19 protein-coding genes are annotated in these 22,253 nt (G+C 73.8%); 10 read left to right on the top strand and 9 right to left on the bottom strand.

Annotated features, from left to right (window positions below):
* Positions 1 to 111: 111 nt before the first annotated feature.
* The 5 genes from tsaB (at position 112) to OO47_RS08710 (ending at position 3,588) form a co-directional block, all read left to right on the top strand.
* On the top strand, positions 112 to 783 hold the full coding sequence (tsaB, locus tag OO47_RS08690) for a tRNA (adenosine(37)-N6)-threonylcarbamoyltransferase complex dimerization subunit type 1 TsaB (protein ID WP_030209070.1): 672 nt from the start codon (positions 112 to 114) through the stop codon (positions 781 to 783).
* A gap of 35 nt (positions 784 to 818) precedes the next feature.
* Positions 819 to 1,280: a ribosomal protein S18-alanine N-acetyltransferase gene (rimI, locus tag OO47_RS08695; protein ID WP_030209071.1), complete on the top strand. Its 462-nt coding sequence runs from the start codon at positions 819 to 821 to the stop codon at positions 1,278 to 1,280.
* On the top strand, positions 1,280 to 2,401 hold the full coding sequence (gene tsaD, locus OO47_RS08700; protein ID WP_030209075.1) for a tRNA (adenosine(37)-N6)-threonylcarbamoyltransferase complex transferase subunit TsaD: 1,122 nt from the start codon (positions 1,280 to 1,282) through the stop codon (positions 2,399 to 2,401). The genes rimI and tsaD overlap by 1 nt, the downstream gene beginning before the upstream one ends.
* Positions 2,402 to 2,412: 11 nt before the next feature.
* Positions 2,413 to 2,658, top strand: coding sequence for a hypothetical protein (locus OO47_RS08705; protein WP_199812284.1), 246 nt, complete (start codon positions 2,413 to 2,415; stop codon positions 2,656 to 2,658).
* A 78-nt stretch (positions 2,659 to 2,736) separates the two neighbouring features.
* Complete coding sequence (locus OO47_RS08710; protein WP_030209081.1) at positions 2,737 to 3,588, top strand: polysaccharide deacetylase family protein; 852 nt, start codon at positions 2,737 to 2,739, stop codon at positions 3,586 to 3,588.
* Between the two features lie 33 nt (positions 3,589 to 3,621).
* On the opposite strand, the gene OO47_RS08715 is transcribed toward OO47_RS08710, so the two are convergent.
* Positions 3,622 to 4,818: a THUMP-like domain-containing protein gene (locus OO47_RS08715; RefSeq protein WP_051715550.1), complete on the bottom strand. Its 1,197-nt coding sequence runs from the start codon at positions 4,816 to 4,818 to the stop codon at positions 3,622 to 3,624.
* A gap of 110 nt (positions 4,819 to 4,928) precedes the next feature.
* Here OO47_RS08715 and OO47_RS08720 point away from each other — a divergent pair, with 110 nt between their 5' ends.
* The 3 genes from OO47_RS08720 (at position 4,929) to groL (ending at position 8,560) form a co-directional block, all read left to right on the top strand.
* Positions 4,929 to 5,897, top strand: a complete 969-nt coding sequence (locus OO47_RS08720; protein ID WP_033208450.1) for a polysaccharide deacetylase family protein — start codon at positions 4,929 to 4,931, stop codon at positions 5,895 to 5,897.
* Between the two features lie 621 nt (positions 5,898 to 6,518).
* Complete coding sequence (gene groES, locus OO47_RS08730; RefSeq protein WP_015035628.1) at positions 6,519 to 6,827, top strand: co-chaperone GroES; 309 nt, start codon at positions 6,519 to 6,521, stop codon at positions 6,825 to 6,827.
* A 104-nt stretch (positions 6,828 to 6,931) separates the two neighbouring features.
* Positions 6,932 to 8,560 carry a chaperonin GroEL gene (gene groL / locus OO47_RS08735; protein ID WP_030209093.1) on the top strand — a complete coding sequence of 543 codons (1,629 nt, stop codon included), beginning with the start codon at positions 6,932 to 6,934 and terminating at the stop codon, positions 8,558 to 8,560.
* A 110-nt stretch (positions 8,561 to 8,670) separates the two neighbouring features.
* On the opposite strand, the gene OO47_RS08740 is transcribed toward groL, so the two are convergent.
* On the bottom strand, positions 8,671 to 9,369 hold the full coding sequence (locus OO47_RS08740) for an ester cyclase (RefSeq protein WP_030209095.1): 699 nt from the start codon (positions 9,367 to 9,369) through the stop codon (positions 8,671 to 8,673).
* A gap of 75 nt (positions 9,370 to 9,444) precedes the next feature.
* On the opposite strand from OO47_RS08740, the gene OO47_RS33285 reads away from it, so the two are divergent.
* The gene (locus OO47_RS33285; RefSeq protein ID WP_030209097.1) at positions 9,445 to 12,903 is read left to right on the top strand and encodes a hypothetical protein; all 3,459 of its coding nucleotides are present in this window, start codon (positions 9,445 to 9,447) and stop codon (positions 12,901 to 12,903) included.
* Positions 12,904 to 12,998: 95 nt separating this feature from the next.
* Here OO47_RS33285 and OO47_RS08750 read toward each other — a convergent pair whose 3' ends face one another.
* The 5 genes from OO47_RS08750 to OO47_RS08770 all read right to left on the bottom strand — a co-directional run bounded on the left by OO47_RS08750 (position 12,999) and on the right by OO47_RS08770 (position 18,351).
* Positions 12,999 to 14,018 carry a hydroxyacid dehydrogenase gene (locus OO47_RS08750; protein ID WP_030209098.1) on the bottom strand — a complete coding sequence of 340 codons (1,020 nt, stop codon included), beginning with the start codon at positions 14,016 to 14,018 and terminating at the stop codon, positions 12,999 to 13,001.
* 18 nt (positions 14,019 to 14,036) lie between these two features.
* Entirely contained in the window at positions 14,037 to 14,906 is an 870-nt protein-coding gene (locus tag OO47_RS08755; protein WP_030209101.1) for a carbohydrate ABC transporter permease, read from the bottom strand.
* On the bottom strand, positions 14,903 to 15,802 hold the full coding sequence (locus OO47_RS08760) for a carbohydrate ABC transporter permease (RefSeq protein ID WP_030209108.1): 900 nt from the start codon (positions 15,800 to 15,802) through the stop codon (positions 14,903 to 14,905). The genes OO47_RS08755 and OO47_RS08760 overlap by 4 nt, the downstream gene beginning before the upstream one ends.
* 4 nt (positions 15,803 to 15,806) lie before the next feature.
* The gene (locus OO47_RS08765) at positions 15,807 to 17,123 is read right to left on the bottom strand and encodes an ABC transporter substrate-binding protein (RefSeq protein WP_030209110.1); all 1,317 of its coding nucleotides are present in this window, start codon (positions 17,121 to 17,123) and stop codon (positions 15,807 to 15,809) included.
* 124 nt (positions 17,124 to 17,247) lie between these two features.
* A complete protein-coding gene (locus OO47_RS08770) occupies positions 17,248 to 18,351 on the bottom strand; it encodes a substrate-binding domain-containing protein (protein WP_030209114.1) in 1,104 nt (367 codons plus the stop codon).
* A gap of 339 nt (positions 18,352 to 18,690) precedes the next feature.
* Here OO47_RS08770 and OO47_RS08775 point away from each other — a divergent pair, with 339 nt between their 5' ends.
* Positions 18,691 to 20,685 carry a DUF2264 domain-containing protein gene (locus tag OO47_RS08775; protein WP_078489534.1) on the top strand — a complete coding sequence of 665 codons (1,995 nt, stop codon included), beginning with the start codon at positions 18,691 to 18,693 and terminating at the stop codon, positions 20,683 to 20,685.
* An 18-nt stretch (positions 20,686 to 20,703) separates the two neighbouring features.
* Here OO47_RS08775 and OO47_RS08780 read toward each other — a convergent pair whose 3' ends face one another.
* Both OO47_RS08780 and OO47_RS08785 read right to left on the bottom strand, forming a co-directional pair.
* Complete coding sequence (locus OO47_RS08780) at positions 20,704 to 21,477, bottom strand: SDR family NAD(P)-dependent oxidoreductase (protein ID WP_030209120.1); 774 nt, start codon at positions 21,475 to 21,477, stop codon at positions 20,704 to 20,706.
* A 90-nt stretch (positions 21,478 to 21,567) separates the two neighbouring features.
* A complete protein-coding gene (locus OO47_RS08785) occupies positions 21,568 to 22,251 on the bottom strand; it encodes an MOSC domain-containing protein (protein WP_030209122.1) in 684 nt (227 codons plus the stop codon).
* Between the last annotated feature and the right edge of the window lie 2 nt (positions 22,252 to 22,253).

Consider the following 22,253-nt stretch of genomic DNA (forward strand, 5'->3'; position numbering starts at 1 on the left):
GCTGCTCCGTGCCACCGTGCCCACCTCTCGTACGAATGTGTCGAAGGGTGACGGTAGCAGCCGCCGCCCCGGGGTTCGGGGCAGCGTGCCCGGGAGCCGTAGGCTGTTCGCGTGCTGTTGCTCGCCATGGATACCGCCACCCCCGCCGTCACCGTCGCCCTCCACGACGGCGAGGCCGTCGTCGCCTCGTCCGGCCAGGTCGACGCCCGCCGCCACGGGGAGCTGCTGCTGCCCGCCGTCGACCGGGTCCTCGCCGAGGCCGGGCTGAAGCTCGACGCGGTCACCGGCGTGGTCGTCGGCGTCGGCCCCGGCCCGTACACCGGTCTGCGCGTCGGCCTCGTCACGGCCGCGGCCTTCTCGTCCGCGCTCGGCGTGCCCGTGCACGGCCTGTGCACCCTCGACGGACTCGCGTACGCCTCCGGGATCGAGGAGCCCTTCGCCGTCGCCACGGACGCGCGCCGCAAGGAGGTGTACTGGGCGCGGTACGCCGACTCCCGCACCCGCGTGACCGACGCGGCCGTCGACCGGCCCGCCGACATCGCGGAAGCCCTTGCCGGGCTCCCGGTCGTCGGCGCGGGCGCCCGCCTCTACCCCGGGGCCTTCCCCGACGCCCGCGACCCCGAGCACCAGTCGGCCGCCGCGCTCGCCGCCCTCGCGGCGGAGCGGCTGGCGGCCGGGGACGGCGGGGCCGGGAGCGGGGGTTTCCTCGACCCGCTGCCGATGTACCTGCGCCGCCCCGACGCCCAGGTGCCCAAGAACTACAAGGTGGTCACCCCCAAGTGACCGGCCAAGCGACCGGCGGCGTCGGACTGCGCGAGATGCGCTGGTGGGACATCGCACCGGTGCTCGCCCTGGAGGACGAGCTGTTCCCCGAGGACGCCTGGTCGGCCGGGATGTTCTGGTCCGAACTCGCGCACTCCCGGGGGCCGGGCGCCACCCGCCGGTACGTCGTCGCGGAGGACCCCGGCGGCCGGCTCGTCGGCTACGCCGGGCTCGCCGCCGCCGGCGGCCTCGGGGACGTGCAGACCATCGCCGTCTCCCGCGACCAGTGGGGGACCGGGCTCGGCGCCCGGCTCCTCACCGACCTGCTCCAGCACGCCACCGCCTTCGAGTGCGACGAGGTCCTGCTCGAAGTGCGCGTGGACAACACCCGGGCCCAGAAGCTCTACGAGCGCTTCGGCTTCGAGCCCATCGGTTTCCGGCGCGGCTACTACCAGCCCGGAAACGTCGACGCGCTCGTGATGCGACTGACCGTTCAAGGAACCGGAACCGATATCTGATGGCTGCTGACGAACCCCTCGTGCTCGGCATCGAGACCTCCTGCGACGAGACCGGCGTCGGCATCGTCCACGGGACCACCCTCCTCGCCGACGCCGTCGCCTCCAGCGTCGACACCCACGCCCGCTACGGCGGCGTCGTGCCCGAGATCGCCTCCCGCGCGCACCTGGAGGCGATGGTCCCGACGATCGAGCGCGCCCTGAAGACCGCCGGCGTCTCCGCGAAGGACCTCGACGGCATCGCCGTCACCGCCGGTCCCGGCCTGGCGGGCGCGCTGCTCGTCGGCGTCTCGGCGGCCAAGGCGTACGCCTACGCCCTCGGCAAGCCGCTCTACGGCGTCAACCACCTGGCCTCCCACATCTGCGTCGACCAGCTGGAGCACGGCAAACTGCCCGAGCCGACGATGGCCCTGCTCGTCTCCGGCGGGCACTCCTCGCTGCTGCTCTCCGCCGACATCACCTCCGACGTGCGCCCGATGGGCGCCACCATCGACGACGCGGCCGGTGAGGCCTTCGACAAGATCGCCCGCGTGCTCGACCTCGGCTTCCCCGGCGGACCGGTCATCGACCGGCTCGCCAGGGAGGGCGACCCGAGGGCCATCGCCTTCCCGCGCGGTCTGAGCGGTGCCAAGGACCCGGCGTACGACTTCTCCTTCTCCGGGCTCAAGACCGCCGTGGCCCGCTGGATCGAGGCGAAGAAGGCGGCCGGCGAGGAGGTGCCGGTGCGGGACGTGGCCGCGTCCTTCCAGGAGGCGGTCGTGGACGTGCTCACCCGCAAGGCCGTCCGGGCCTGCAAGGACGAGGGCGTCGACCACCTGATGATCGGCGGCGGCGTGGCCGCGAACTCGCGGCTGCGCGCCCTCGCCCAGGAGCGCTGCGAGCGCGCCGGCATCCGGCTGCGGGTGCCCCGGCCGGGCCTGTGCACGGACAACGGCGCGATGGTCGCGGCCCTCGGCGCCGAGATGGTCGCCCGGAACCGGGCCGCCTCCGACCTGGAGCTGTCGGCGGACTCCTCGCTGCCGGTGACGGACCCGCACGTGCCGGGCGCCCACGCGCACGGCCACTCCCACGACCACTCCCACGATCACGTGCACGAGGTCAGCAAGGAGAACCTGTACTCGTGAGGCTCACCCTCATGTGGGAGGCGCGGGCCGCGCAGGGGCGGGGCCCCGAGCTCCTGGAGTGGGCCCGGGAGCGGTCCCGGGTCCTCGCGTACGAGCCGGAGCGCCGGGAGGTCTTCCGCGCGCCCCAGGACCGGGTCCTCGTCCTCACCTGGTGGGAGGCGGAGGCCTTCGACGCGGAGCTGCCGGAGCTGCCGGAGCCGGACGCGGAGCTGATCACCCGGCCGGTCCACCGCTGGCGGTTCGAGGCGGTCGAGTAGCCGTACGGCCGGGAGTCTCGTCGGTCACACGTACGTCCGTCGGGCAACCTTTCGAGCCGTACGGGCATCTCCCGGCGCGTGAAGAAGACGATCGCGCTCCGGACGGCGCTGACCGCCGCGGCCCTGCTGGTGACCGGCTGCACGGCGGAGCGCCCTCCCGCCGCCCCCGTGTCCGCCCCGGCCCCGCCGACGTCGTCCGCGCCCCGGCCCGCCGCGGAGGAGAGCGGGACCCCGGGCGCCCCGGCGGAGGCCGCCGCGTACCGGAAGTGGGGTCTGAAGCCCTTCGCGGCCCCGCCCGCACCGCCGGCGGTGAAGCCGGTGGTCCGCAAGCCCGGGGAGCCGGTGCCGGTCGTCAGCGACATCCCCACCGAGGAGAAGATCGTCTTCGTCACGATCGACGACGGGGCGGAGAAGGACCCCGGGTTCGTCACGATGATGAGGGAGCTCAAGGTCCCCTTCACGATGTTCCTGACCGACTCCGCCATCCGCACCGACTACGCCTACTTCTCCCCGCTCGTCGCCCAGGGCCACGGCGTCGCCAACCACACGCTCACCCACCCCGATCTGCGCACCCTCTCGCCGGAGGCCCAGCGCCGCGAGATCTGCGGCCAGCAGCAGAAGCTGAAGGAGCGCTACGGCACGGCCCCGCGCCTCTTCCGCCCGCCGTACGGCAACTGGAACGAGGCCACGCGCACGGCGGCCGGGAGCTGCGGGGTGGACGCGATCGTGCTCTGGCGCGAGTCCATGCAGATCAAGAACATGCAGTACCAGCGCGGCGACCGGAAGCTCCACCCCGGCGACATCGTCCTGGCCCACTTCCGCGGCCCGTCCGAACTCAAGGGCCGCACGATGACCGAGATGACGGCCACGATGCTCCGCCGCATCCAGGAACAGGGCTTCACGGTGGCGCGGTTGGAGGACTACGTCTGAGCCGCGCCGGGGGCCCCTCGTGGAGACGTGGGCTCACTCGGCCCCGGCCGGTCGGGCCGGCCGGCCGATCAGCATCGTCGGGGCCCCTGCCACCCGGGTGAGCAGGACCGTCGCCGCGTTCGGGCCCTTCGGCTTCACCTTGCGGCGGACCTCCTCCGGCTCGACCGCCGAGCCCCGCTTCTTCACGGTCAGGGTGCCGACCTCGCGCTCCCGCAGCAGGGCCTTCAACTTCTTGAGGTTGAAGGGGAGTTCGTCGGTGATCTCGTACGCGGCGGCGTACGGGGTGGGGACCAGGGCGTCCGACGTGACGTACGCGATCGTCCCGTCGATCAGGCCGCCGTCCAGCTCCTCGGCCACCTCCGCCACCAGGTGCGCGCGGATCACCGCGCCGTCCGGCTCGTACAGGTAGCGCCCGACCGGCCGGACCGCCGGGTCGGGCAGCCCGCGCCCGGCGAGGGTCGCGCCGGAGGGCAGCAGCGTGGCCCGGCGCGCGCCCGGCTCCGTACCGAACCACAGCACCGCCTCCTTCACGTCCCCGCCGTCCGAGATCCACTCGGCCTCGGCCTCCGCCGGAACCGCCTCGTGCGGGATGCCCGGCGCCACCTTCAGGGCCGCGTGCGGGGCCTTCCGGGCCGCCTCGACCGCCCAGGAGAGCGGCGGCGAGTACGCCTCGGGGTCGAAGATCCTGCCCCGGCCGCCGCGCCGCGCCGGATCCGCGAAGACGGCGTCGTACGGGCTCGTGTCGATCTCCGTCACGTCCGCGCACCGCACCTCGATCAGGCCGGACAGGCCGAGCGCGTCGGCGTTGGCGCGGACCGCCTCGGCGGTCGGCGGGTCGCGGTCGACGGCGAGGACGGAGATCCCGGCGCGGGCCAGGGCGATCGCGTCGCCGCCGATCCCCGAGCACAGGTCCGCCACGCTCCCGACGCCCAGCGCCTTCATCCGGGCCGCGCGGTACGCGCCGACCGAGGCGCGGGTCGACTGCTCGACGCCGTTCGGCGTGAAGTACATCCGGTGCGCGTCCTCCGCGCCGAACTTCGCCACCGCCCGCTGCCGCAGCCGCGCCTGGCCGAGCGCCGCCGTGACCAGCTCGGCGGGATGGTCGCGGCGCAGCCGGGACGCGACCGCCAGCTCCCGGGCGGGGTCGTAGTCGCGCAGGGCGGCGAGGAGCGTCTGCCCCTCGGGGGCGAGCAGGGCGGCGAAGGAGGCGAGGTCGGTCACCCGTCCCATTCTGGCCCCTGTCCCGGGCTCCGGGAGCTGTGGGCCGGCCGGGGGACGGCGGGCCGGGTACGGCGGTGTCGCGGCCCGGAGGGACCACCGCGCTGACAGGATGCGGCGCCATGCAGCTCGTACGACAAAAGGAAGAAAAGATGGCAGAAGGCGTGCACCGCTCCCGTCGGACGCTCGGAGCGGCGCTCGTCGTCGCCGCCCTCGCCTCCGCCGCCACCGCCTGCTCCGGCGCCGGACCGGACCACGCCGCGCCGCCCTCCCCCGCCTCCGGGCAGCAGGGCCCGAAGCAGGCCCCGAAGCAGGGTGCCGCCGCGCCCGAGTCGCAGGCGCAGAAGGCCGAGAAGGCCCGTCTCCAGAAGGCCGCCCGCGCGCTCGCCGCCAAGAAGTGGGGCCTCGCCGAGCCCCCGCTCGAAGCGCCCGCCCCGCCCGCCGTGAAGCCGAGGATCACCACGCGCAAGGGCTTCGAGACCAGGAGCGAGGGCATGCCGCCCGTCTTCACCACCGTGCCGACCAAGGAGAAGATCGTCTTCCTGACGATCGACGACGGCTCGGAGAAGGACCCCGAGCTGCTGCGCATGATGGAGGAGCTGCGGATCCCCTACAGCGCCTTCCTCAGCGACTACGTCGTCAGCGACGACTACGCCTACTTCGCCCGGATGCAGAAGTCGCAGAAGGGCGGGGTCGCCCTCCACAACCACACCCTCAACCACCGCTACCTGCCGGGCCTGTCGTACAGCCGGCAGGAGCGCGAGATCTGCGGCATGCAGGACGTCATCGAGAAGAAGTACGGCAAGCGGCCCGAGCTCTTCCGCCCGCCGTACGGCAACTACAACGACGACACCCTGCGCGCGGCCAAGTCCTGCGGCATCAAGGCCGTCCCGCTGTGGGCCGCCGAGGCCTTCCCCGACCGCATGGAGTGGCGCGAGTGGGACCGGGACCTGCACCCCGGAGACATCGTCCTCACCCACTTCCGGGGCGAGGAGGACTGGAAGGGCAGCATGGCCGACATGGTCCGCCGCGTGATGAACGTGATCACGGCCAAGGGGTACGCGGTCGCGAAGCTGGAGGACTACGTGTGAGGACCGGCGGACGCGGGCGGCGGCGACGGGCCGCCGCCCTGGCCCTGACCGGGGCGCTGCTCGGCCTTCCGGCCCTCACCGCCTGCGCGTCCTCGGCCGACCCGGTGGACTCGATCCAGCGGCTCGGCCGGAGGGCGGCGGAGGAGATGGGGCCCGGGGCGTCGGCGTCCCCGTCCCCGTTCCCGTCCCCGTTCCCGGGGGAGCGGGAGCGGGTCGGGCGGGCCGCGGTGGAGGGGAAGCCGGTCGAACGGGCGGCCGTACGGACCGCAGACCGGGAGGGGAGGCGCTGCCTGCGGGCCCGGGAGCTCCGTGCGGAGGGCAGGGAGGAACCCCGTACGGAGGTGGAGGCCCGGGGGAGCCGGGGACCTCGCGCGGAGGCCCGGGGGCCTCGTGCAGAGGCCCCGGAATCCCGTACAACCGCGCCTCCGGTCACGCCACGGAGCGATGAATTGGCACTCCGCTTGACCGAGTGCTAATCGCGGTCATAGTCTCGGCTCTGGCACTCCCCACCGGAGAGTGCCAACACAGCGACGGGCAGGTCCGGCACCCGCGACGACGGATCCACCTGGTTCGCCACCTCAGACAGTCAACCCCGTGATCTCCGAAGGGGGAGGTCGGATCGTGACGACCACCAGCTCCAAGGTTGCCATCAAGCCGCTCGAGGACCGCATCGTGGTCCAGCCGCTCGACGCCGAGCAGACCACCGCCTCTGGCCTGGTCATCCCGGACACCGCCAAGGAGAAGCCCCAGGAGGGCGTCGTCCTGGCCGTGGGCCCGGGCCGCTTCGAGAACGGCGAGCGCCTGCCGCTCGACGTCAAGACCGGCGATGTCGTGCTCTACAGCAAGTACGGCGGCACCGAGGTGAAGTACAACGGCGAGGAGTACCTCGTCCTCTCGGCCCGCGACGTGCTCGCGATCGTCGAGAAGTAAGTCATCCCGAGCCAGAGGCTTTGAGCTGCGCCCCGAGGCCCCTTCCCGGGCGCCCCGGGGCGCCGTTCGTTCCACCAGAATTCCGAGAGGGCTGAACCGCTCCCATGGCGAAGATCCTGAAGTTCGACGAGGACGCCCGTCGCGCCCTTGAGCGCGGCGTCAACAAGCTTGCCGACACGGTGAAGGTGACGATCGGCCCCAAGGGCCGCAACGTCGTCATCGACAAGAAGTTCGGCGCCCCCACCATCACCAACGACGGCGTCACGATCGCCCGCGAGGTCGAGATCGAGGACCCGTACGAGAACCTCGGCGCCCAGCTGGTGAAGGAGGTGGCGACCAAGACCAACGACATCGCGGGCGACGGCACCACCACCGCCACCGTGCTCGCCCAGGCGCTCGTCCGCGAGGGCCTGAAGAACGTCGCCGCCGGCGCCTCCCCGGCCGCCCTGAAGAAGGGCATCGACGCCGCCGTCAAGGCCGTCTCCGAGGACCTCCTCGCCACCGCGCGCCCGATCGACGACAAGGCCGACATCGCCGCCGTCGCCGCGCTCTCCGCGCAGGACCAGCAGGTCGGCGAGCTCATCGCCGAGGCCATGGACAAGGTCGGCAAGGACGGGGTCATCACCGTCGAGGAGTCCAACACCTTCGGCCTGGAGCTCGACTTCACCGAGGGCATGGCCTTCGACAAGGGCTACCTGTCCCCGTACATGGTGACCGACCAGGAGCGCATGGAGGCCGTCCTCGACGACCCGTACATCCTGATCCACCAGGGCAAGATCTCCTCGATCCAGGACCTGCTCCCGATCCTGGAGAAGGTCATCCAGGCCGGCGCCAGCAAGCCGCTCCTGATCATCGCCGAGGACGTCGAGGGCGAGGCCCTGTCGACCCTGGTCGTGAACAAGATCCGCGGCACCTTCAACGCGGTGGCCGTCAAGGCCCCCGGCTTCGGCGACCGCCGCAAGGCGATGCTCGGCGACATGGCCACCCTCACCGGCGCCACCGTCATCGCCGAGGAGGTCGGCCTCAAGCTCGACCAGGCCGGCCTGGACGTGCTCGGCACCGCCCGCCGCGTGACCGTCACCAAGGACGACACCACCATCGTCGACGGCGGCGGCAACTCGGAGGACGTGCAGGGCCGCGTCAACCAGATCAAGGCCGAGATCGAGTCCACCGACTCCGACTGGGACCGCGAGAAGCTCCAGGAGCGCCTCGCGAAGCTGGCCGGCGGCGTGTGCGTGATCAAGGTCGGCGCCGCCACCGAGGTGGAGCTGAAGGAGAAGAAGCACCGTCTGGAGGACGCCATCTCCGCGACCCGCGCCGCGGTCGAGGAGGGCATCGTCTCCGGTGGCGGCTCCGCGCTCGTCCACGCCGTCAAGGTCCTGGAGGGCAACCTCGGCAAGACCGGCGACGAGGCCACGGGTGTCGCGGTCGTCCGCCGCGCCGCCGTCGAGCCGCTGCGCTGGATCGCCGAGAACGCGGGCCTGGAGGGCTACGTCATCACCTCGAAGGTGGCGGAGCTCGACAAGGGCCAGGGCTTCAACGCCGCGACCGGCGAGTACGGCGACCTGGTCAAGGCCGGCGTCATCGACCCGGTGAAGGTGACGCGCTCCGCCCTGGAGAACGCCGCCTCGATCGCCTCCCTCCTCCTCACCACCGAGACCCTCGTGGTGGAGAAGAAGGAGGAGGAGCCGGCGGACCACGGCCACGGCCACGGTCACGGCCACTCCCACTGAGGCGCGTAGCCGACCGGCCGGCCGACCGGCTCTGATCAGCCGGCCGACCACCGAGGCCCGGTGCCCCCGTCGCGGGGGCGCCGGGCCTCGGTGCTCTCCCGGCCCTCCCGCTACTCCTCCACCGCGCCCAGCCGCTCCATCAGCCCGAGCATGTCGTACTGCCACCAGTCCTCGACCACCTTGCCGTCCTCCCGGAAGCGCTGGATCAGCGTGCCGGTGATCCGGACGTCGATGCCGGTGGGCTGGAGGCCCATGAAGTCGCCGGTGTGGGTGGCGTCGCAGCTCCAGCGGGTGCAGACGCGGTCGCCCTCGGCGATCTGGTCCTCGGCGGTGAAGGCGAAGTCGAACCCCTGCCGCCACATCCCGATCCCGCGGCGGATCGCGTCCATGCCGATGGAGTCCTGCACGTCGGAGGGGTCGTGGCTGTGGCACCCCTCGGCGATCACCTCGTCCAGCGGCGGAAGCTCCCCCGGCGTGCCGATCAGCTCCAGGAACCGGCGCGCGGCGGCCTTGTACAGCTGCTCGTCCCGTACGACGTCCAGGTCCGTGAAGGTCGGCATCCCGTCACAGAGCGCGACCATCTCGTGGAAGAGCCGGTCGGTCTCGGGGAGGTGGGAGTTGCGCATCGCCTCGTCGTACGAGGGGAACTCGACGATCTCCACGAAGTGCGAGCCGTCGGACCGGTCCTTCCCGAGGACGCTGTGCGTGGCCGTCCGCCTCCCCTTGGTCTGCTCGGCCCACCGGTCCATGAGCCGGTTCATCTCGTCGAAGCGGCTCGTCCTGCAGTCGATGATCTGCATGAAGGTCATGACGCCTCCCGGGGCGGCAGGGACGTTTCCAGTCTAGGTTCGGGAAGCCCGGGGCGCCCTGGCAGCATGGAGCCCATGGAGCGGGGGATCGACGTCGACAACGAGGCGGGCGTCGTCGTCATAGGCGACGGCAACACGGTCGGATTCGGTACGGGCGCGGGGGCGGCGGTCCGCTCGGCGTACCGGGAGCAGGTCCGCCGGATCGCCCCGCCGGAACTCGTCGGCCGCGAGGAGGAGTTGGCGGAACTGGCGGAGTTCTGCCGCACGGGGAGCGGGTACCGGTGGTGGCGGGCGGACGCCTGGGCGGGCAAGACGGCGCTGATGGCGTGGTTCGCGCTCGACCCGCCGCCGGGCGTGCGGATCGTGCCCTTCTTCGTCACGGCCCGGCTCGGCGCGCAGAACGACGTGGCCGCGTACGTGGACGTGGTCCTGGAGCAGCTCGCGGAGCTGGCGGGCGAGGGACTGCCGGCCCTGCTGACCGCCGCCACCCGCGAGGCCCACCTGCTGCGCCTGTACGCCTCCGCCGCCGAGGCGTGCGCGGCGCGCGGCGAGCGCCTGGTCCTCCTCGTGGACGGTCTGGACGAGGACCGGGGCGTGACGACGGGCCCGGACGCCCGCTCGATCGCCGCGCTCCTGCCGTACGGCGCGCTCGACCTCCCGGTCGTCGTCTCCGGCCGCCTCAACCCGCCCCTCCCGCCGGACGTCCCCGGGGACCACCCGCTCCGGGACCCGTCGATCGTCCGGCTCCTGTCCTCCTCCCCGAAGGCCCGCGCGATCCGGTCGGAGGCGGAACGGGAACTGAAGCACTTCGTGCAGGGCGGAGGCCTCCCGTACGAACTCCTGGGCCTGCTCACCGCCGCCGGCGGCGGCCTGACGGCGGACGACCTCGCGGAGCTGACGGGCGGGATCCCGTACCGGGTGAGGGACGTCCTGCGCACGGGCCCGGGACGGACGTTCGCACTGCGGGGCGAGGCGTACCTGCTGGCGCACGAGGAACTCGTCGCCGGGGCACGGGAGATGCTGGGCACGCGCGAACTCGGCCGGTGGCGCGCGGTGCTGCACGCGTGGGCGGAGTCCTGGAGCGGACGGGGCTGGCCGGACGGGACGCCGCACTACCTGCTGCACGGGTACGTGCCGATGCTGCGGGCGGCGGAGGACGTGGAACGGCTGGTGGCCTGCGTGGTCGACGGCCGGCGGCACGCACGGCTCCTCGCCGCGACCGGGGGCGACGCGGCGACCCTCGCGGAGATCCGGTCGGCGGAGGACGCCGTACTGGACGAGGCGGACCGCGAGGACGCGGTGACGGCCGCACTGCGGCTCGCGGGGTGCCGGGCGACACTCCTGCGGGACAGCGGAAGCGTCCCGCTCCCGCTGCCGGCCGGCTGGGCGGCCGTCGGACAGCCGGACCGCGCCGTGGCCCTCGCCCGGAGCATGGAGGGGCCCCGGGCCGTCGCGGGGCTGTGCGCGGTGGCGGAGAAGCTCCTGGACGCGGGGGCGCGGGAGCGGGCCGAGGAGCTCGCCGACGAGGCGGAGCCGCTGACGCGGGGCTTCTCGGACATCGTCCCCGCCCCGATGGGGGACGCCCTTCCCCTGCTGCTCATCCGGCTCGGCGCGCAGGAGCGGGCGGAACGGCTGGTGCGGGCGTGGCACCCACGCCTGACTCCTCGTTCCCGCCGGAAGCTGGTGGACCTCCTGCTCGCGGAGGGGCGCTACCGGCGGGCCGCCGTCCTCGTGGAGGAGACGGACGATCCGAGCGTCCGCCCGGTCCTGCGGGCCGCCGTCGTGGAGGCGCTGGTCCGGGACGGTCACGCCGACGAGGCCGTACGGGAGGCGTACCGGGGGGACGAGGAACCGGGCGGGCGGACTGTGGTCCTGCTCCGGGCCTCGGCCGCGCTGCGGGCGGCCGGGCGTCCGGACGCGGCGGAGAGGCTGCTGGGCGATGCGACGGCGCGCGCGCGGAGCCTGCCCGCCGTACAGCTCGTGAGGTTCGGCGGGCAGCTGTTCGACGCGCTCCTCGCCGCCGGGGAGACCGGGGCGGCGCGCGCGCTCGGCACCGGCAAGGAGGCCTTCTCGTACGCCGCCGCGCTGGTGGGGCACGGCCGGTGGGACGAGGCCCTGGAGATCGCGGAGACCATGGACGACAGCGACGGGGACGCCCTGCGCGGGCGTGTCGCCCGGGAGCTGGCCCGGACCGGTGACGTCGAGCGGGCCATGGCGCTGGCTCCGGCCCCGCCCCCGCGCTGGTACACGGACGACCCCTGGCCCGCCCTCGCCGGGGCCCTGCTGGCACGCGACGACCTGGAGGCGGTCGCCCGGCTGTGCGGAAGGCTCGTGGAGAGGCCGGAGGCGTCGTGGAGGTCGTCCGGGTGGAACGCCGGAGGACTCGGGGTGCTCGGGGCCTTCCTGCGCCGGCTGGTCGCGCGGGGGGAGGTGGACCGGGCCCGCGCGCTGGTCGCGGGGATCGGCGAGAACACGGAGGCCCTCGTCGTCCTCGCGGAGGTGCTGCACGGGGCCGGTCACGTCGCCGAGGCCCGGCGGCTGCTCGCGGCGGAGGAACGGCGGGTGCGCGTGCCCGCCCGCGAGGCCCTGGTCGGGGACCTGGTGGCGCTCGCCGGGGCCCTGGCGGAGGCCGGGCGGCGGGACGAGGCGGTGGAACTGCTCCGGGCCGTGGAGGACGAGCCGGGCCTGGTGCCGCGCGACGCCGCCCGCACGGCGATCGCGGCGGGACGGCTGGAGTGGGCGGAGACGCTCCTCCGGGAGCACCCGTGGGCCGACCACGACCTGCTCTCCCGGCTGGTCGGGGCGTACGTGGCCGAGGGGGAGCCCGACCACGCCCTGCGGCTGGCCGGGCTTCCGGGCGCGAGGGGGAGCCTCGCCCAGGAGGCGGCCGTGGCCTTCGCGGGCGCCGGCGACCGGCAGCGGGCGGAGGAACTGGTGGCGCGTTCGCCCGGGGCGCCGAACCTCGTGGAGGTGTACGCGCGGATGGCACTGGCCTGCGTACGGCGGGGGCGCCGCGAGGACGCCGGGCACTTCCTGGCCGCCGCCCGCGGGAAGGCCCTCGACGGACCCGCGGCACTGCACCTCCTGCGGGCCGTGTACGCCGTGGAACCCGAGAACGCGACCGCCTTCGGTGCCGCGTGCTTCGCCCGGTTCCCGTGGCTGAGGAACTCGCCCGTCGCGCTCGTCGTCACCGGCGCCCACGACGAGGTGGTCGACCTCTTCCGCCGCAAGCCGCACGCCTTTCCGGGGGGATGGTCCGTCAGCGTGGTCACCGAACTGCTGCGGGTCGGCCGGTACGACCACGCCGCCGCCCTCCTCGACGGAATGCACCACGTCGGCCCGCCCTGCGGGGAGGCCTACGCCCTGCTGGCGCGGGCCGAACCCGACCCCGTCCGGGCCCGGCGTCGGGCCGTCCTCGCACTGCGGCTCGGCGAACGCCTCTCCGTGCTGCCGGCCGTGCTCGCCGTGGCGCCCGAAACGGTTCCGCTCGTCCTCGCCGAAGCCGACCGCCTCCGCCGGGTGCTGGAGGTCTGAGCGGGGCCCGGCGGCTACGGCGCCGGGCGCCGGAGGTCCGGGGGCGAGCCCGGCGGCCGCGTCGAGCGCCGTAGGGCCGAGCGGAGGCACGGAGCCTACGCCGACCGCGTCAGGTCCGACGCCCGCACCTCCTCCGCGAACGCCTCCCCCCGTACGTAACGCTCCACCTCCCCCACCGCCCGGTCCGCCATCCGGTGCAGTTCGTTGCCCAGGGAGCCGGCCACGTGTGGGGTCAGGAGGACGTTCGGGAGGGTCCACAGGGGGGAGTCGGGCGGGGGGAGTTCCGGGTCCGTGACGTCGAGGACCGCGTCGAGGCGGCCCGTGAGGAGGTGGGGGAGGAGGGCGCGTTCGTCCACCAGGGAGCCCCGGGACGTGTTGATCAGGGTCGTTCCGTCCGGCATCGCCGCGAGCTGTGGCGCGCCGATCATGCGGTACGTGGACGGGAGTTGCGGCGCGTGGACCGAGACGACCGTGCTGCGGGCGCAGAGTTCGTCCAGGCCCACCAGTTCCGTGCCCGGGGGCGGGGTCTCGGCGTACGGGTCGTACAGCAGGACCTCGAAGTCGAAGGGGCGCAGGAGGTCGATCACCCGGCGGCCGATGCGGGAGGCGCCGACGACGCCGACCGTGCGGCGGTGGTTGCCCCAGTCGGCGGACTCCTCCAGCCAGGCGTGGTCGGCGCGGAGTTCGGCGTACCGCCGGGCCGAGCGCAGGACCCGCTTCCCGGCGAAGAGGATCGCGGCGAGCGTGTACTCGGCGACCGGCAGCGCGTTGGCGGCGGCGGCCGACGTGACCCGCAGGCCCCGTTCCCAGCAGGCGTCGGTGACGTGGTGCTTGACCGAGCCGGCCGCGTGGACGACGGCCCGCAGCCGGGGCGCCCGGTCCAGGACCTCGGGGGTGAGCGGGGTCGCGCCCCAGCAGGTGAGGAGGAGTTCGGCCTCGGCGAGGGCGGCGGCCGTCCGGGCGTCCGGGGCCGTCAGGTCGTGGGCGACCAGGTACGGGTCGGTGCGGGTGAGGGCCGCGAGGCGGGTGCGGTGGGCCTCGGTGAGCAGGCGGTCGGCGACCCCCGGGCCCATCGCGAGGAGCAGGGCGGGGCGGTTGTCAGTGGTGGGGTGCATGGTGGGAGCAGGCCTTCCTCACTTGACGCTGCCGGCCGTCAGACCGGCCTTCCAGTGGCGCTGGAGGGAGACGAAGGCGATGACGAGGGGGACGACGGCGAGCAGGGAGCCGGTGACGACGAGGGGGTAGAAGTCGGGTTCGGCGTGGGCGTTGCTGTTCCACGCGTACAGGCCGAGGCTCAGCGGGTACAGCTTCTGGTCGGACAGCATCACCAGGGGGAGGAAGAAGTTGTTCCAGACGGCGGTGAACTGGAAGAGGAAGACGGTCACGAAGCCGGGCATCACCATGCGCAGGCCGATCGACCAGAAGACGCGCAGCTCGCCCGCCCCGTCGATGCGGGCGGCCTCCAGGGCCTCGTCGGGGACGTAGCCGGCGCAGAAGACCCGGGAGAGGTAGACGCCGAAGGGGTTGACGAGGACGGGGACCAGGACGGCCCAGTAGGTGTTGACGACGCCGACCTCGCTGGCCAGGAGGTACATCGGCAGGGCGAGCGCGGTGGTGGGGACGAGCACGCCGAGCAGGACGAGGCCGAAGAGCTTCTCCTTGCCCCGGAAGTCGTAGACGTGGAAGGCGTATCCGGCGGCGACGCTGACGAGCGAGCAGGCCAGGGCGCCGAGCCCGGCGTAGAGGAGGCTGTTGAGGTACCAGTGGAAGTAGATGCCGTCGTTGTACTCGGCGAGCCGGGAGAGGTTGCCGCCGAGGTCGAAGCCCTCGAAGGAGAAGGCGTTCCCGGCGAGCAGGCCGCCGGCGTCCTTGGTGGCGGCGGTCAGCAGCCAGACGAGCGGGAAGAGCATGTAGACGGTGGCGAGGACGAGGGCGCCGTTGACGGCCGTCTGCGACAGCCACCTGTTGGCGGGGCGGGTTCTTCCCGTACGGGTGGCGCTCATGCGGTGCGCTCCTTCCGTGCCGCCCGGCGGCCGGTCAGGCGCGTCACCGCGAAGGAGAGCAGCGCGGCCGTCAGGGCGAGGAGCACGGAGGCCGCCGCGGCGAGCCCGTAGTCGTTGCGGTCGAAGGCCGCGGTGTAGGCGTACATGTTCGGCGTCCAGGTGGAGGTGACGGCGGAGCCGGTGCCCTTGCTGAGGATCAGCGGTTCGGTGAAGAGCTGGAGGGAGCCGATGATCGTGAAGATGCCGACCATCGCGAGGGAGGCCTTGACCAGCGGGACCTTGACGGAGAAGGCGATGCGCCAGGCGCCCGCCCCGTCGACGGTCGCCGCTTCGAGGACGGAGCGGTCGATGGCCTGGAGGGCCGCGTAGAAGATCACCATGTTGTAGCCGAGCCATTCCCACAGGGCGATGTTCACGACGGAGGGCAGGGCGCCTTCGGGGGAGAAGAAGTCGAAGCCGGTCCCGCCCGCCTCCATGGCCTTCACGACCGGGCTGAGCTGGGGCGTGTAGAGGTAGACCCAGATCAGGGCGGCGATGATGCCGGGGACGGCGTGCGGCAGGAAGAGCGCGAGCTGGAAGAAGCGGCGGGCGCGGGCGAGCGCCGAGTCGAGCAGGAGGGCGAGGCCGAGGGCCCCGGCGAGCAGCAGCGGGATGTAGAACAGGCAGTAGCCGAGCAGGACGCCGAAGCCCTCGCGGAAGGCCCGGTCACCCAGTGCCGCCGTGTAGTTGTCGAGGCCGGTGAAGACGGTCTCGGTGCCGCCGAAGCCCAGTCCGGACTGCTTCTCGGTGAAGAGGCTGAGCCAGACCGCGTATCCGATCGGCACCACCATCACCGCGGTGAAGAGCACGAAGAAGGGGGTCAGCAGGATCGTGGCGGCGCGGGTGCGGGCCTTCACCGGGTCAGCCCTCGACCTTCAGGCCGCGCTTGGTGAGTTCGGCGACGGTGGCGTCGTGGCCGGCCTTCACGGCGTCGGCGAGGGACGGGCCGCCGGGGGCGATCTTCCCGAACTGGTCCTTGATGGTGGTGTTGGTGGTGCCGGTGGTGGGGCCCCAGGCCCAGCTGGGGTCGATGGAGGCGCCGGCGGTCTCGAAGAGGGCGTAGATGTCCTGGCCACCGTAGTAGCCGGCGTCGAAGGCCTGCTTGGCGACCGGGCGCAGGGCCGCGGCGGCGGGGAAGGCGGAGGAGGTGCCGGAGGCGATGCGGGCCCTGACGCCCTCCTCGGTGGTGGACATCCACTCGGCGAAGGCGACGGCCGCGGCCTTCTGCTTGCTGTCCTTGGTCACGGCGAAGGAGGTGCCGCCGAGCATGCCGCTGGCGGGCTTGCCGTCCCAGCTGGGGATCGGGGCGACGGCCCACTTGCCGCTCTGCTCGGGCAGGGTGCCCTTGAGGACGCCCGCGCCCCAGGAGGCGCCGAGGTAGCCGAGGGTGGTGCCGTTCTTGAGGGAGCCGACCCACTCGGGGGAGAACGAGGCGTTCTTGTGGACCAGGCCGGTGTCGAGGAGCTTCTGCCAGTAGGCGGTGACCCTGGTGGTGGCCGGGTCGGTGGTGTTCACCTTCCAGGTGTCGTCCTCGGCCTTGAACCACTGGGCGCCCGCCTGCCAGGCCATGGCCTCGAAGGTGGTCGGGTCGTCCGGGAAGAAGGTGGCGATGCGGGCCCTGGCGTCGGCCTTCTTCACCTGCGCGGCGGCCTTCTCGAACTCGTCCCAGGTGGTGGGGACCCGGACCTTGTACTTCTCGAAGAGGTCCTTGCGGTAGAAGAAGGCCTGCGGGGAGGCGTCGAAGGGGACGGCCCAGGACTTGCCGCCGAGGGTGGTGAGTTCGACGGTCTGCGGGAGCAGCTTGGCGCGGTCGGCCTCGGTGAACTCGCCGCCGATGTCCTGGAGGGCGCCGGAGCTCACGAACTCGGGGAGCGAGGAGTACTCGATGGAGACGAGGTCGGGGGCGTTGCCCGCCTTCACGGCGTTGGAGATCTTGGCGTAGCCGCCGGCGGTGCCGGAGGGGATCTCCTCGAACTTCACCTTGACGTCGGTGTGGGAGGCGTTGAAGGCGTCCACGACGTCCTTGGTGCCCTTGGCCCAGCCCCAGAAGGTGAGGGTCACGGGGCCGTTCGGCTTGTTCGCGGTGTCGTCACCGCCGCCGCCGCAGGCCGTGAGGACGGCGAGGGCGGTGGCGATGCCGGCTATGACGCGGGTCGTTCTGCTCCGGGAAGGGGTCACGGCACGGCTCCTGAGGGCGGGGCGGCTGGGAGGTTGTGGCCGCGATCCTGTGACCGTTCATGACCGAAGTCAAGAGCGAAAGATTGATTGATCGAAAAAAGAACAGTTCGATCAGTCCGATTTTCTATGGACGGGGGTCCGGGGTCCCGCACGAGGACCGGACCCGCAGCCACGGCAGCAGGCTCAGATGGCGGCGCGCCTGCGCCTCGGCGACCCCTTCGCCGCCCTCCGTGAGCCGCTCCACGAGGAGTTCCGTCGCGTGCCGCCCCACCTGCCGCTTGGGCGGGGCGACCGCCGTCAGCGGGATGTCGGCGAGCGCGGCGACCTCGTCGTCGTACGCGATCAGGGCCAGGTCGTGCGGCACCCCGACCCCCAGCTCGGCGAGGCGGCGCGCGATCTCGATGGCGTCCACGTCGTTGTGGACCAGGGCCGCGCTCGCCAGGCCGGAGCCGACGGCCTCGTGCAGCGCCCGCACCGCCCGCTCGAACCCCTCCGGGTCCGCCTCCGCCGGTACGGAGTCGATGACCGGCCGCGGCTCGGCCAGGCCCAGGGTGCCCAGCGCCTCGGCGTACCCGGCGCGCACCGCGAGCGCGGTCGGGGAGTCCCGGCGGGCGACGAGCAGCGGCGTCGCGTGGCCCAGGGCGAGCAGGTGGCGCAGGGCGAGCAGGACGCCGTGGGCGTGGTCGGAGGCGACCCGGTCCAGACCGTCGAGCGGGCTGCCGGGCTCGGCGCGCCGCTCCAGGAGCACGGCGGGCACGGGCAGTTCGGCCGGCCAGTCGCCGTACGCGAGCCGGTCCTCGGGGCCCCGCCAGCCGGGCGCGACCAGGACGCCCTCGGCGCCCGCCGCGAGCAGCCCCTCGACGCGGGCCCGGTCCTCCTCCGGGCGGTAGTCCGAGACGCGCAGCACGAGCCGGGCCCCGGCGCGGGCCGCCGCCTCGTGCGCGCCCCGGATGACCTCGGCGAAGTAGTACGTGGCGGAGGGCACGAGCAGGCCGAGGACCAGGCCCTCGCCGGGCCGCCCGGCCCCCGGCGCGCCCTGCCGCTCCGGCCAGGACACCTGGCCGTGGACCCGGTCGAGCAGGCCCCGGCCGGCCAGGAGCTCGACGTCCCGGCGGGCGGTGACGGGGGAGACCCCGAGCCGTTCGGCCAGCTCGGAGACGCGGGCGGTGCCGCGCTCGCGCACCAGGGCCAGCAGTCGGTCGTGTCGTTCGGCAGCACTCTCGCGCACGGCGCGGTTCCCCCTCGCGGTGGTGGTGGTTCCCCGAGTCTAGTTCAGAATGATCGAACGGAGGGAGTTTCGATCATTCGCTCGCGAAGTCTTGACGTTCGATCGGGGTCTGTCCAGGATTCCCCCGGTCGAACGTCGGCGACACAGACGTCACCACGGGGGCCGCAGGGCGCCGCCGGAACCACCGGAACCGTCCCAGGGAGCAACATGCCCACGCCACCCGAGAACCGCGAGATCGGTGTGCCCGCGCCGCCCGGGGGCCGTGAGATCGGTGTGCCCGCGCCGCCCGGGGGCCGTGAGATCGGTGTGCCCGCACCGTCCGAGGAGCGTGAGCCCGACATGCCCCCGCCACCCGAGAACGGCGAACCGGCCCGGCCCGCACCGTCCGGGCGGGGTGAACCCGCCCGGCCCGAGCCACCCGGGGGGTGCCGGACCGTCCCGCCCGCGCATCACGAACCCGCGCCGCTCGTCCCGCCCGCGCATCGCGAACCCGCGCCGCTCGTCCCGCCCGCGCATCGCGAACCCGCGCCCCCCGAAGACCGCGGGCTCAGCCCGTACACCGGCTGGACCCGGGCCCACTGGGAGGCCGCGGCCGACCGGCTCCTGCTCGACGTGCGCCCCTTCGCCTCGCCCCGGCGCGGCCTGATCGGCCTCCCCGGCCCCCGCCCCAGCTGGTCGGGCCCCCGCTCCGACGCCCTGGAAGGCTGGGCCCGCACCTTCCTCCTCGCCGCCCTCCGCGTCGCGGGCGCGCGCGGCGCGGACCCCCACGGCCACCTCGACCGGTACGCCGAAGGGCTCGCCGCCGGGACGGAGGCGCCGGGCCGGGACGACGCCGAGTCCTGGCCCCTCATGGCGGACACCCGGCAGGCCGTGGTCGAGTCCGCCTCGATCGCCCTCGGCCTGCGCCTCACCCGCCCCTGGCTCTGGGACCGCCTGGACGACCGCGTCCGCGCACGGGTCGCGGACTGGCTGCTGCCCGCCCTCGGCCCGTCCCCCGTCGACAACAACTGGTGGCTCTTCGGCCTCACCGTCGCCGGCTTCCTCCGGGACGCCGGGATCGAGACCGACCGCGCCGCCGCCACGATCGGCCGCTCCCTCGACCGCGTCGAGGACTGGTACCTCGGCGACGGCTGGTACAGCGACGGCGACAACCGCGCCTTCGACCACTACAACGCGTGGGCCCTGCACTTCTACCCCGTGCTCCACGCCCACCTGTCCGGCGACCGCGCCCTCCTCGACCGGTACGGACCCCGGCTCCGCGCCCACCTCGACGATCACGTCCACCTCTTCGACGCGAACGGCGCCCCCGTGCCGTACGGACGCTCCCTGACCTACCGCTTCGCCGCGGCCGCCGCCCCCTGGCTCGGCGCCCTCACCGGTCACACCCCGCTCACTCCCGGCGCCACCCGCCGACTCGCCTCCGGGGCCCTGCGGCACTTCCTCGACCGGGGCGCCACCGACGCGCGCGGGCTCCTCACCCTCGGCTGGCACGGCCCGTACCCGCCGCTCGTCCAGGAGTACTCGGGCCCCGGCTCCCCCTACTGGGCGTCCAAGGGCTTCCTCGGCCTGCTGCTGCCCGCGGACCACCCGGCCTGGACCGACCCCGAGGAACCCCTGCCCGCCGAACGCGCCGACACCGTCCGGGCCTTCGCCCCCGCCGGGCTGCTCGTCCAGACCACCGCCGCCGACGGGCTCGTACGCCTCCACAACCACGGCAGCAACCACGTCGGCAGCCGCGCGGGCGGCAAGGACGACCCCGGCTACGCCCGCCAGGCCTACTCCACCCGTACGGGACCCACCACCGGGTCCGCCCCGGCCGACAACCACTTCGCGCTGCTCGACGCCGAGGGCCGGGCCACCACCCGGGGGCCCGCCGCCCCCGCCGGCACCGGCCCCGGCTGGGCCGCCTCCCTGCACGTCCCGCGCCCCGGCGTCCGGGTCCTCTCCGCGACCCTCGCCCACGGCAGCGCCGAACTCCGCGCCCACCTCGTCCTCGGCGCCCCGGAGGGGACGCCCGTACGGCAGACCGGCTGGGCCACCACGCCCGGCGGGCCGCGCGCCACCCTCCACCCGGTCCACGGCTACCCGCCCGAGGCCCCGGCCGCCGTCCTCCCCGCGGGGGAGACCCTTCAGGGACCGGACGCCCGCGTCCTCGCCCTGCACGGCACCACGCGCGGCCCGGCCGCCCTCTTCGCCGCCCTCGTCTCGCTCACCGCCGCGCCCGACCCGGCCCCCGCCCCCGGCCACGCGCGCGTACGGGTCGACGGCCGCACCCTCCACGTGACCTGGCGGGACGGCACCACGACGCGCCTGGACCTCGACGCCCTGCTGTGAACGGGCCGCCCGCGCGGATCACTTCGGGCCGTACTTGCGCCCCGCCCTGGAGGAGACCCCGCCGAGCAGACCGCGCGGCGCCAGCTTCACCACGCCCATCAGGGCCTTGTAGCGGGGGTCCGGGATCGACAGCGTCTTCCCCCGGTCCAGGTCGGACAGGGCCGCCGTCACCAGCTTGTCCGCGTCGAGCCACATCCAGCCCGGGATGTTGTCCGTGCCCATCCCGGCCCGCTCGTGGAACTCGGTCCGAACGAAGCCGGGGCACAGGGCCATGAGCCGCACCCCGCTGCCCGCCAGGTCCTTCGCCGCGCCCTGGGTGAACTGCACGACCCACGCCTTCGACGCGCCGTACGTGCCCCGGGGCACGAAGGCCGCCACCGAGGCGACGTTCACCACCCCGCCCCGGCGCCGCTCCCTCATCGAGGCGGCGGCGGCCGAGGTCAGCCGCAGCACGGCCTCGCAGTGCACCGTGAGCATCTTCAGCTCGTCGGCCATGGACACTTCCAGGAACCGGCCCTTGTTGCCGAAACCGGCGTTGTTCACGAGCAGGTCCACCGGCCGCCTCGGGTCCGAGAGCCGCGCCTCGACGGCGGCGATCCCCTTCTCCTCGGAGAGGTCCGCCGCGAGCACCTCGGCCTCCACCCCGTGCCGGTCGTGCAGCTCGGTCGCCTGCTCCCGGAGCCGCTTCACGTCCCGGGCCACGAGCACGACGTCGTGGCCGTCGGCCGCGAGCCTCCGGGCGAAGGCGGCCCCGATGCCCGCGGTGGCCCCCGTAATCAGTGCAGTCGTCATACGGGAACGTTAATGCCCCGGCCGCGCGGGGGAACCGGCCCCGTGCTCCGGTGTCCCGCTCCGCCCGCTTCCCCTCCCCCTGCCCCCTTATCACCCCTCCTTCTTCTCCGCGTGCTTCTCCGCGTACTGGCGGGCGAAGTCGAGCAGACCCGACTCCATCCACGCGGCGGCGGCCAACGTGCTCGGCAGGAGGGACCGTTCGACGGTCGCGGCCCGGTGGAGCAGCGCGACGGTGACCTCGTGGTCGGGCCGGTGCACGACGGTGATCGGATCGCCCGCCCGCACCTCGCCCGGCACGATCACCCGCAGCAGCGCGCCCGGCCCCGCCTCCGACCGTGTGAACCGCTTGACCCAGCCCTTCTCGCCCAGGAAGCCCGCGAACGTACGGCACGGGATGCGGCCGCCGGTCACCTCCAGGACCACCTCGTCGCCGATCCGCCACCGCTCCCCGATCAGCGCGTTGTTGACGTCGAGGCCCCGGGTGGTGAGGTTCTCGCCGAAGGAGCCGTTGGCCAGCTCGCGGCCCAGCTCCCGCTCCCACAGGTCCATGTCCTCGCGGGCGAAGGCGTACGCGGCCCGGTCGGCGCCGCCGTGGAAGCGCAGGTCGCAGACCTCGTCCCCGGCGAGCCCGCTCCCCCCGACGCCGGGCGGGCCGGGCGCCTCCATCCGTACGGCGCCCTCGACGGGACGCTTGTCGATGGCCGTACGGCCGGCGGGGGCGTCGGTGTAGTCCACGGCCCTGGCCCGGCCCACATTCACACTCAGCAAGGTCATGC

This window comes from Streptomyces bikiniensis (assembly GCF_000716625.1).
GTDB classification, from domain to species: domain Bacteria; phylum Actinomycetota; class Actinomycetes; order Streptomycetales; family Streptomycetaceae; genus Streptomyces; species Streptomyces bikiniensis.

Coding starts and splice junctions, on each gene's coding strand:
- rimI (WP_030209071.1), top strand. CDS start 819: ATGCGCTGGTGGGACATCGCACCGGTGCTCGCCCTGGAGGACGAGCTG.
- tsaD (WP_030209075.1), top strand. CDS start 1,280: ATGGCTGCTGACGAACCCCTCGTGCTCGGCATCGAGACCTCCTGCGAC.
- OO47_RS08705 (WP_199812284.1), top strand. CDS start 2,413: ATGTGGGAGGCGCGGGCCGCGCAGGGGCGGGGCCCCGAGCTCCTGGAG.
- OO47_RS08715 (WP_051715550.1), bottom strand. CDS start 4,818: ATGGGACGGGTGACCGACCTCGCCTCCTTCGCCGCCCTGCTCGCCCCC.
- OO47_RS08720 (WP_033208450.1), top strand. CDS start 4,929: ATGCAGCTCGTACGACAAAAGGAAGAAAAGATGGCAGAAGGCGTGCAC.
- groL (WP_030209093.1), top strand. CDS start 6,932: ATGGCGAAGATCCTGAAGTTCGACGAGGACGCCCGTCGCGCCCTTGAG.
- OO47_RS08740 (WP_030209095.1), bottom strand. CDS start 9,369: ATGACCTTCATGCAGATCATCGACTGCAGGACGAGCCGCTTCGACGAG.
- OO47_RS33285 (WP_030209097.1), top strand. CDS start 9,445: ATGGAGCGGGGGATCGACGTCGACAACGAGGCGGGCGTCGTCGTCATA.
- OO47_RS08750 (WP_030209098.1), bottom strand. CDS start 14,018: ATGCACCCCACCACTGACAACCGCCCCGCCCTGCTCCTCGCGATGGGC.
- OO47_RS08755 (WP_030209101.1), bottom strand. CDS start 14,906: ATGAGCGCCACCCGTACGGGAAGAACCCGCCCCGCCAACAGGTGGCTG.
- OO47_RS08775 (WP_078489534.1), top strand. CDS start 18,691: ATGCCCCCGCCACCCGAGAACGGCGAACCGGCCCGGCCCGCACCGTCC.
- OO47_RS08780 (WP_030209120.1), bottom strand. CDS start 21,477: ATGACGACTGCACTGATTACGGGGGCCACCGCGGGCATCGGGGCCGCC.
- OO47_RS08785 (WP_030209122.1), bottom strand. CDS start 22,251: ATGACCTTGCTGAGTGTGAATGTGGGCCGGGCCAGGGCCGTGGACTAC.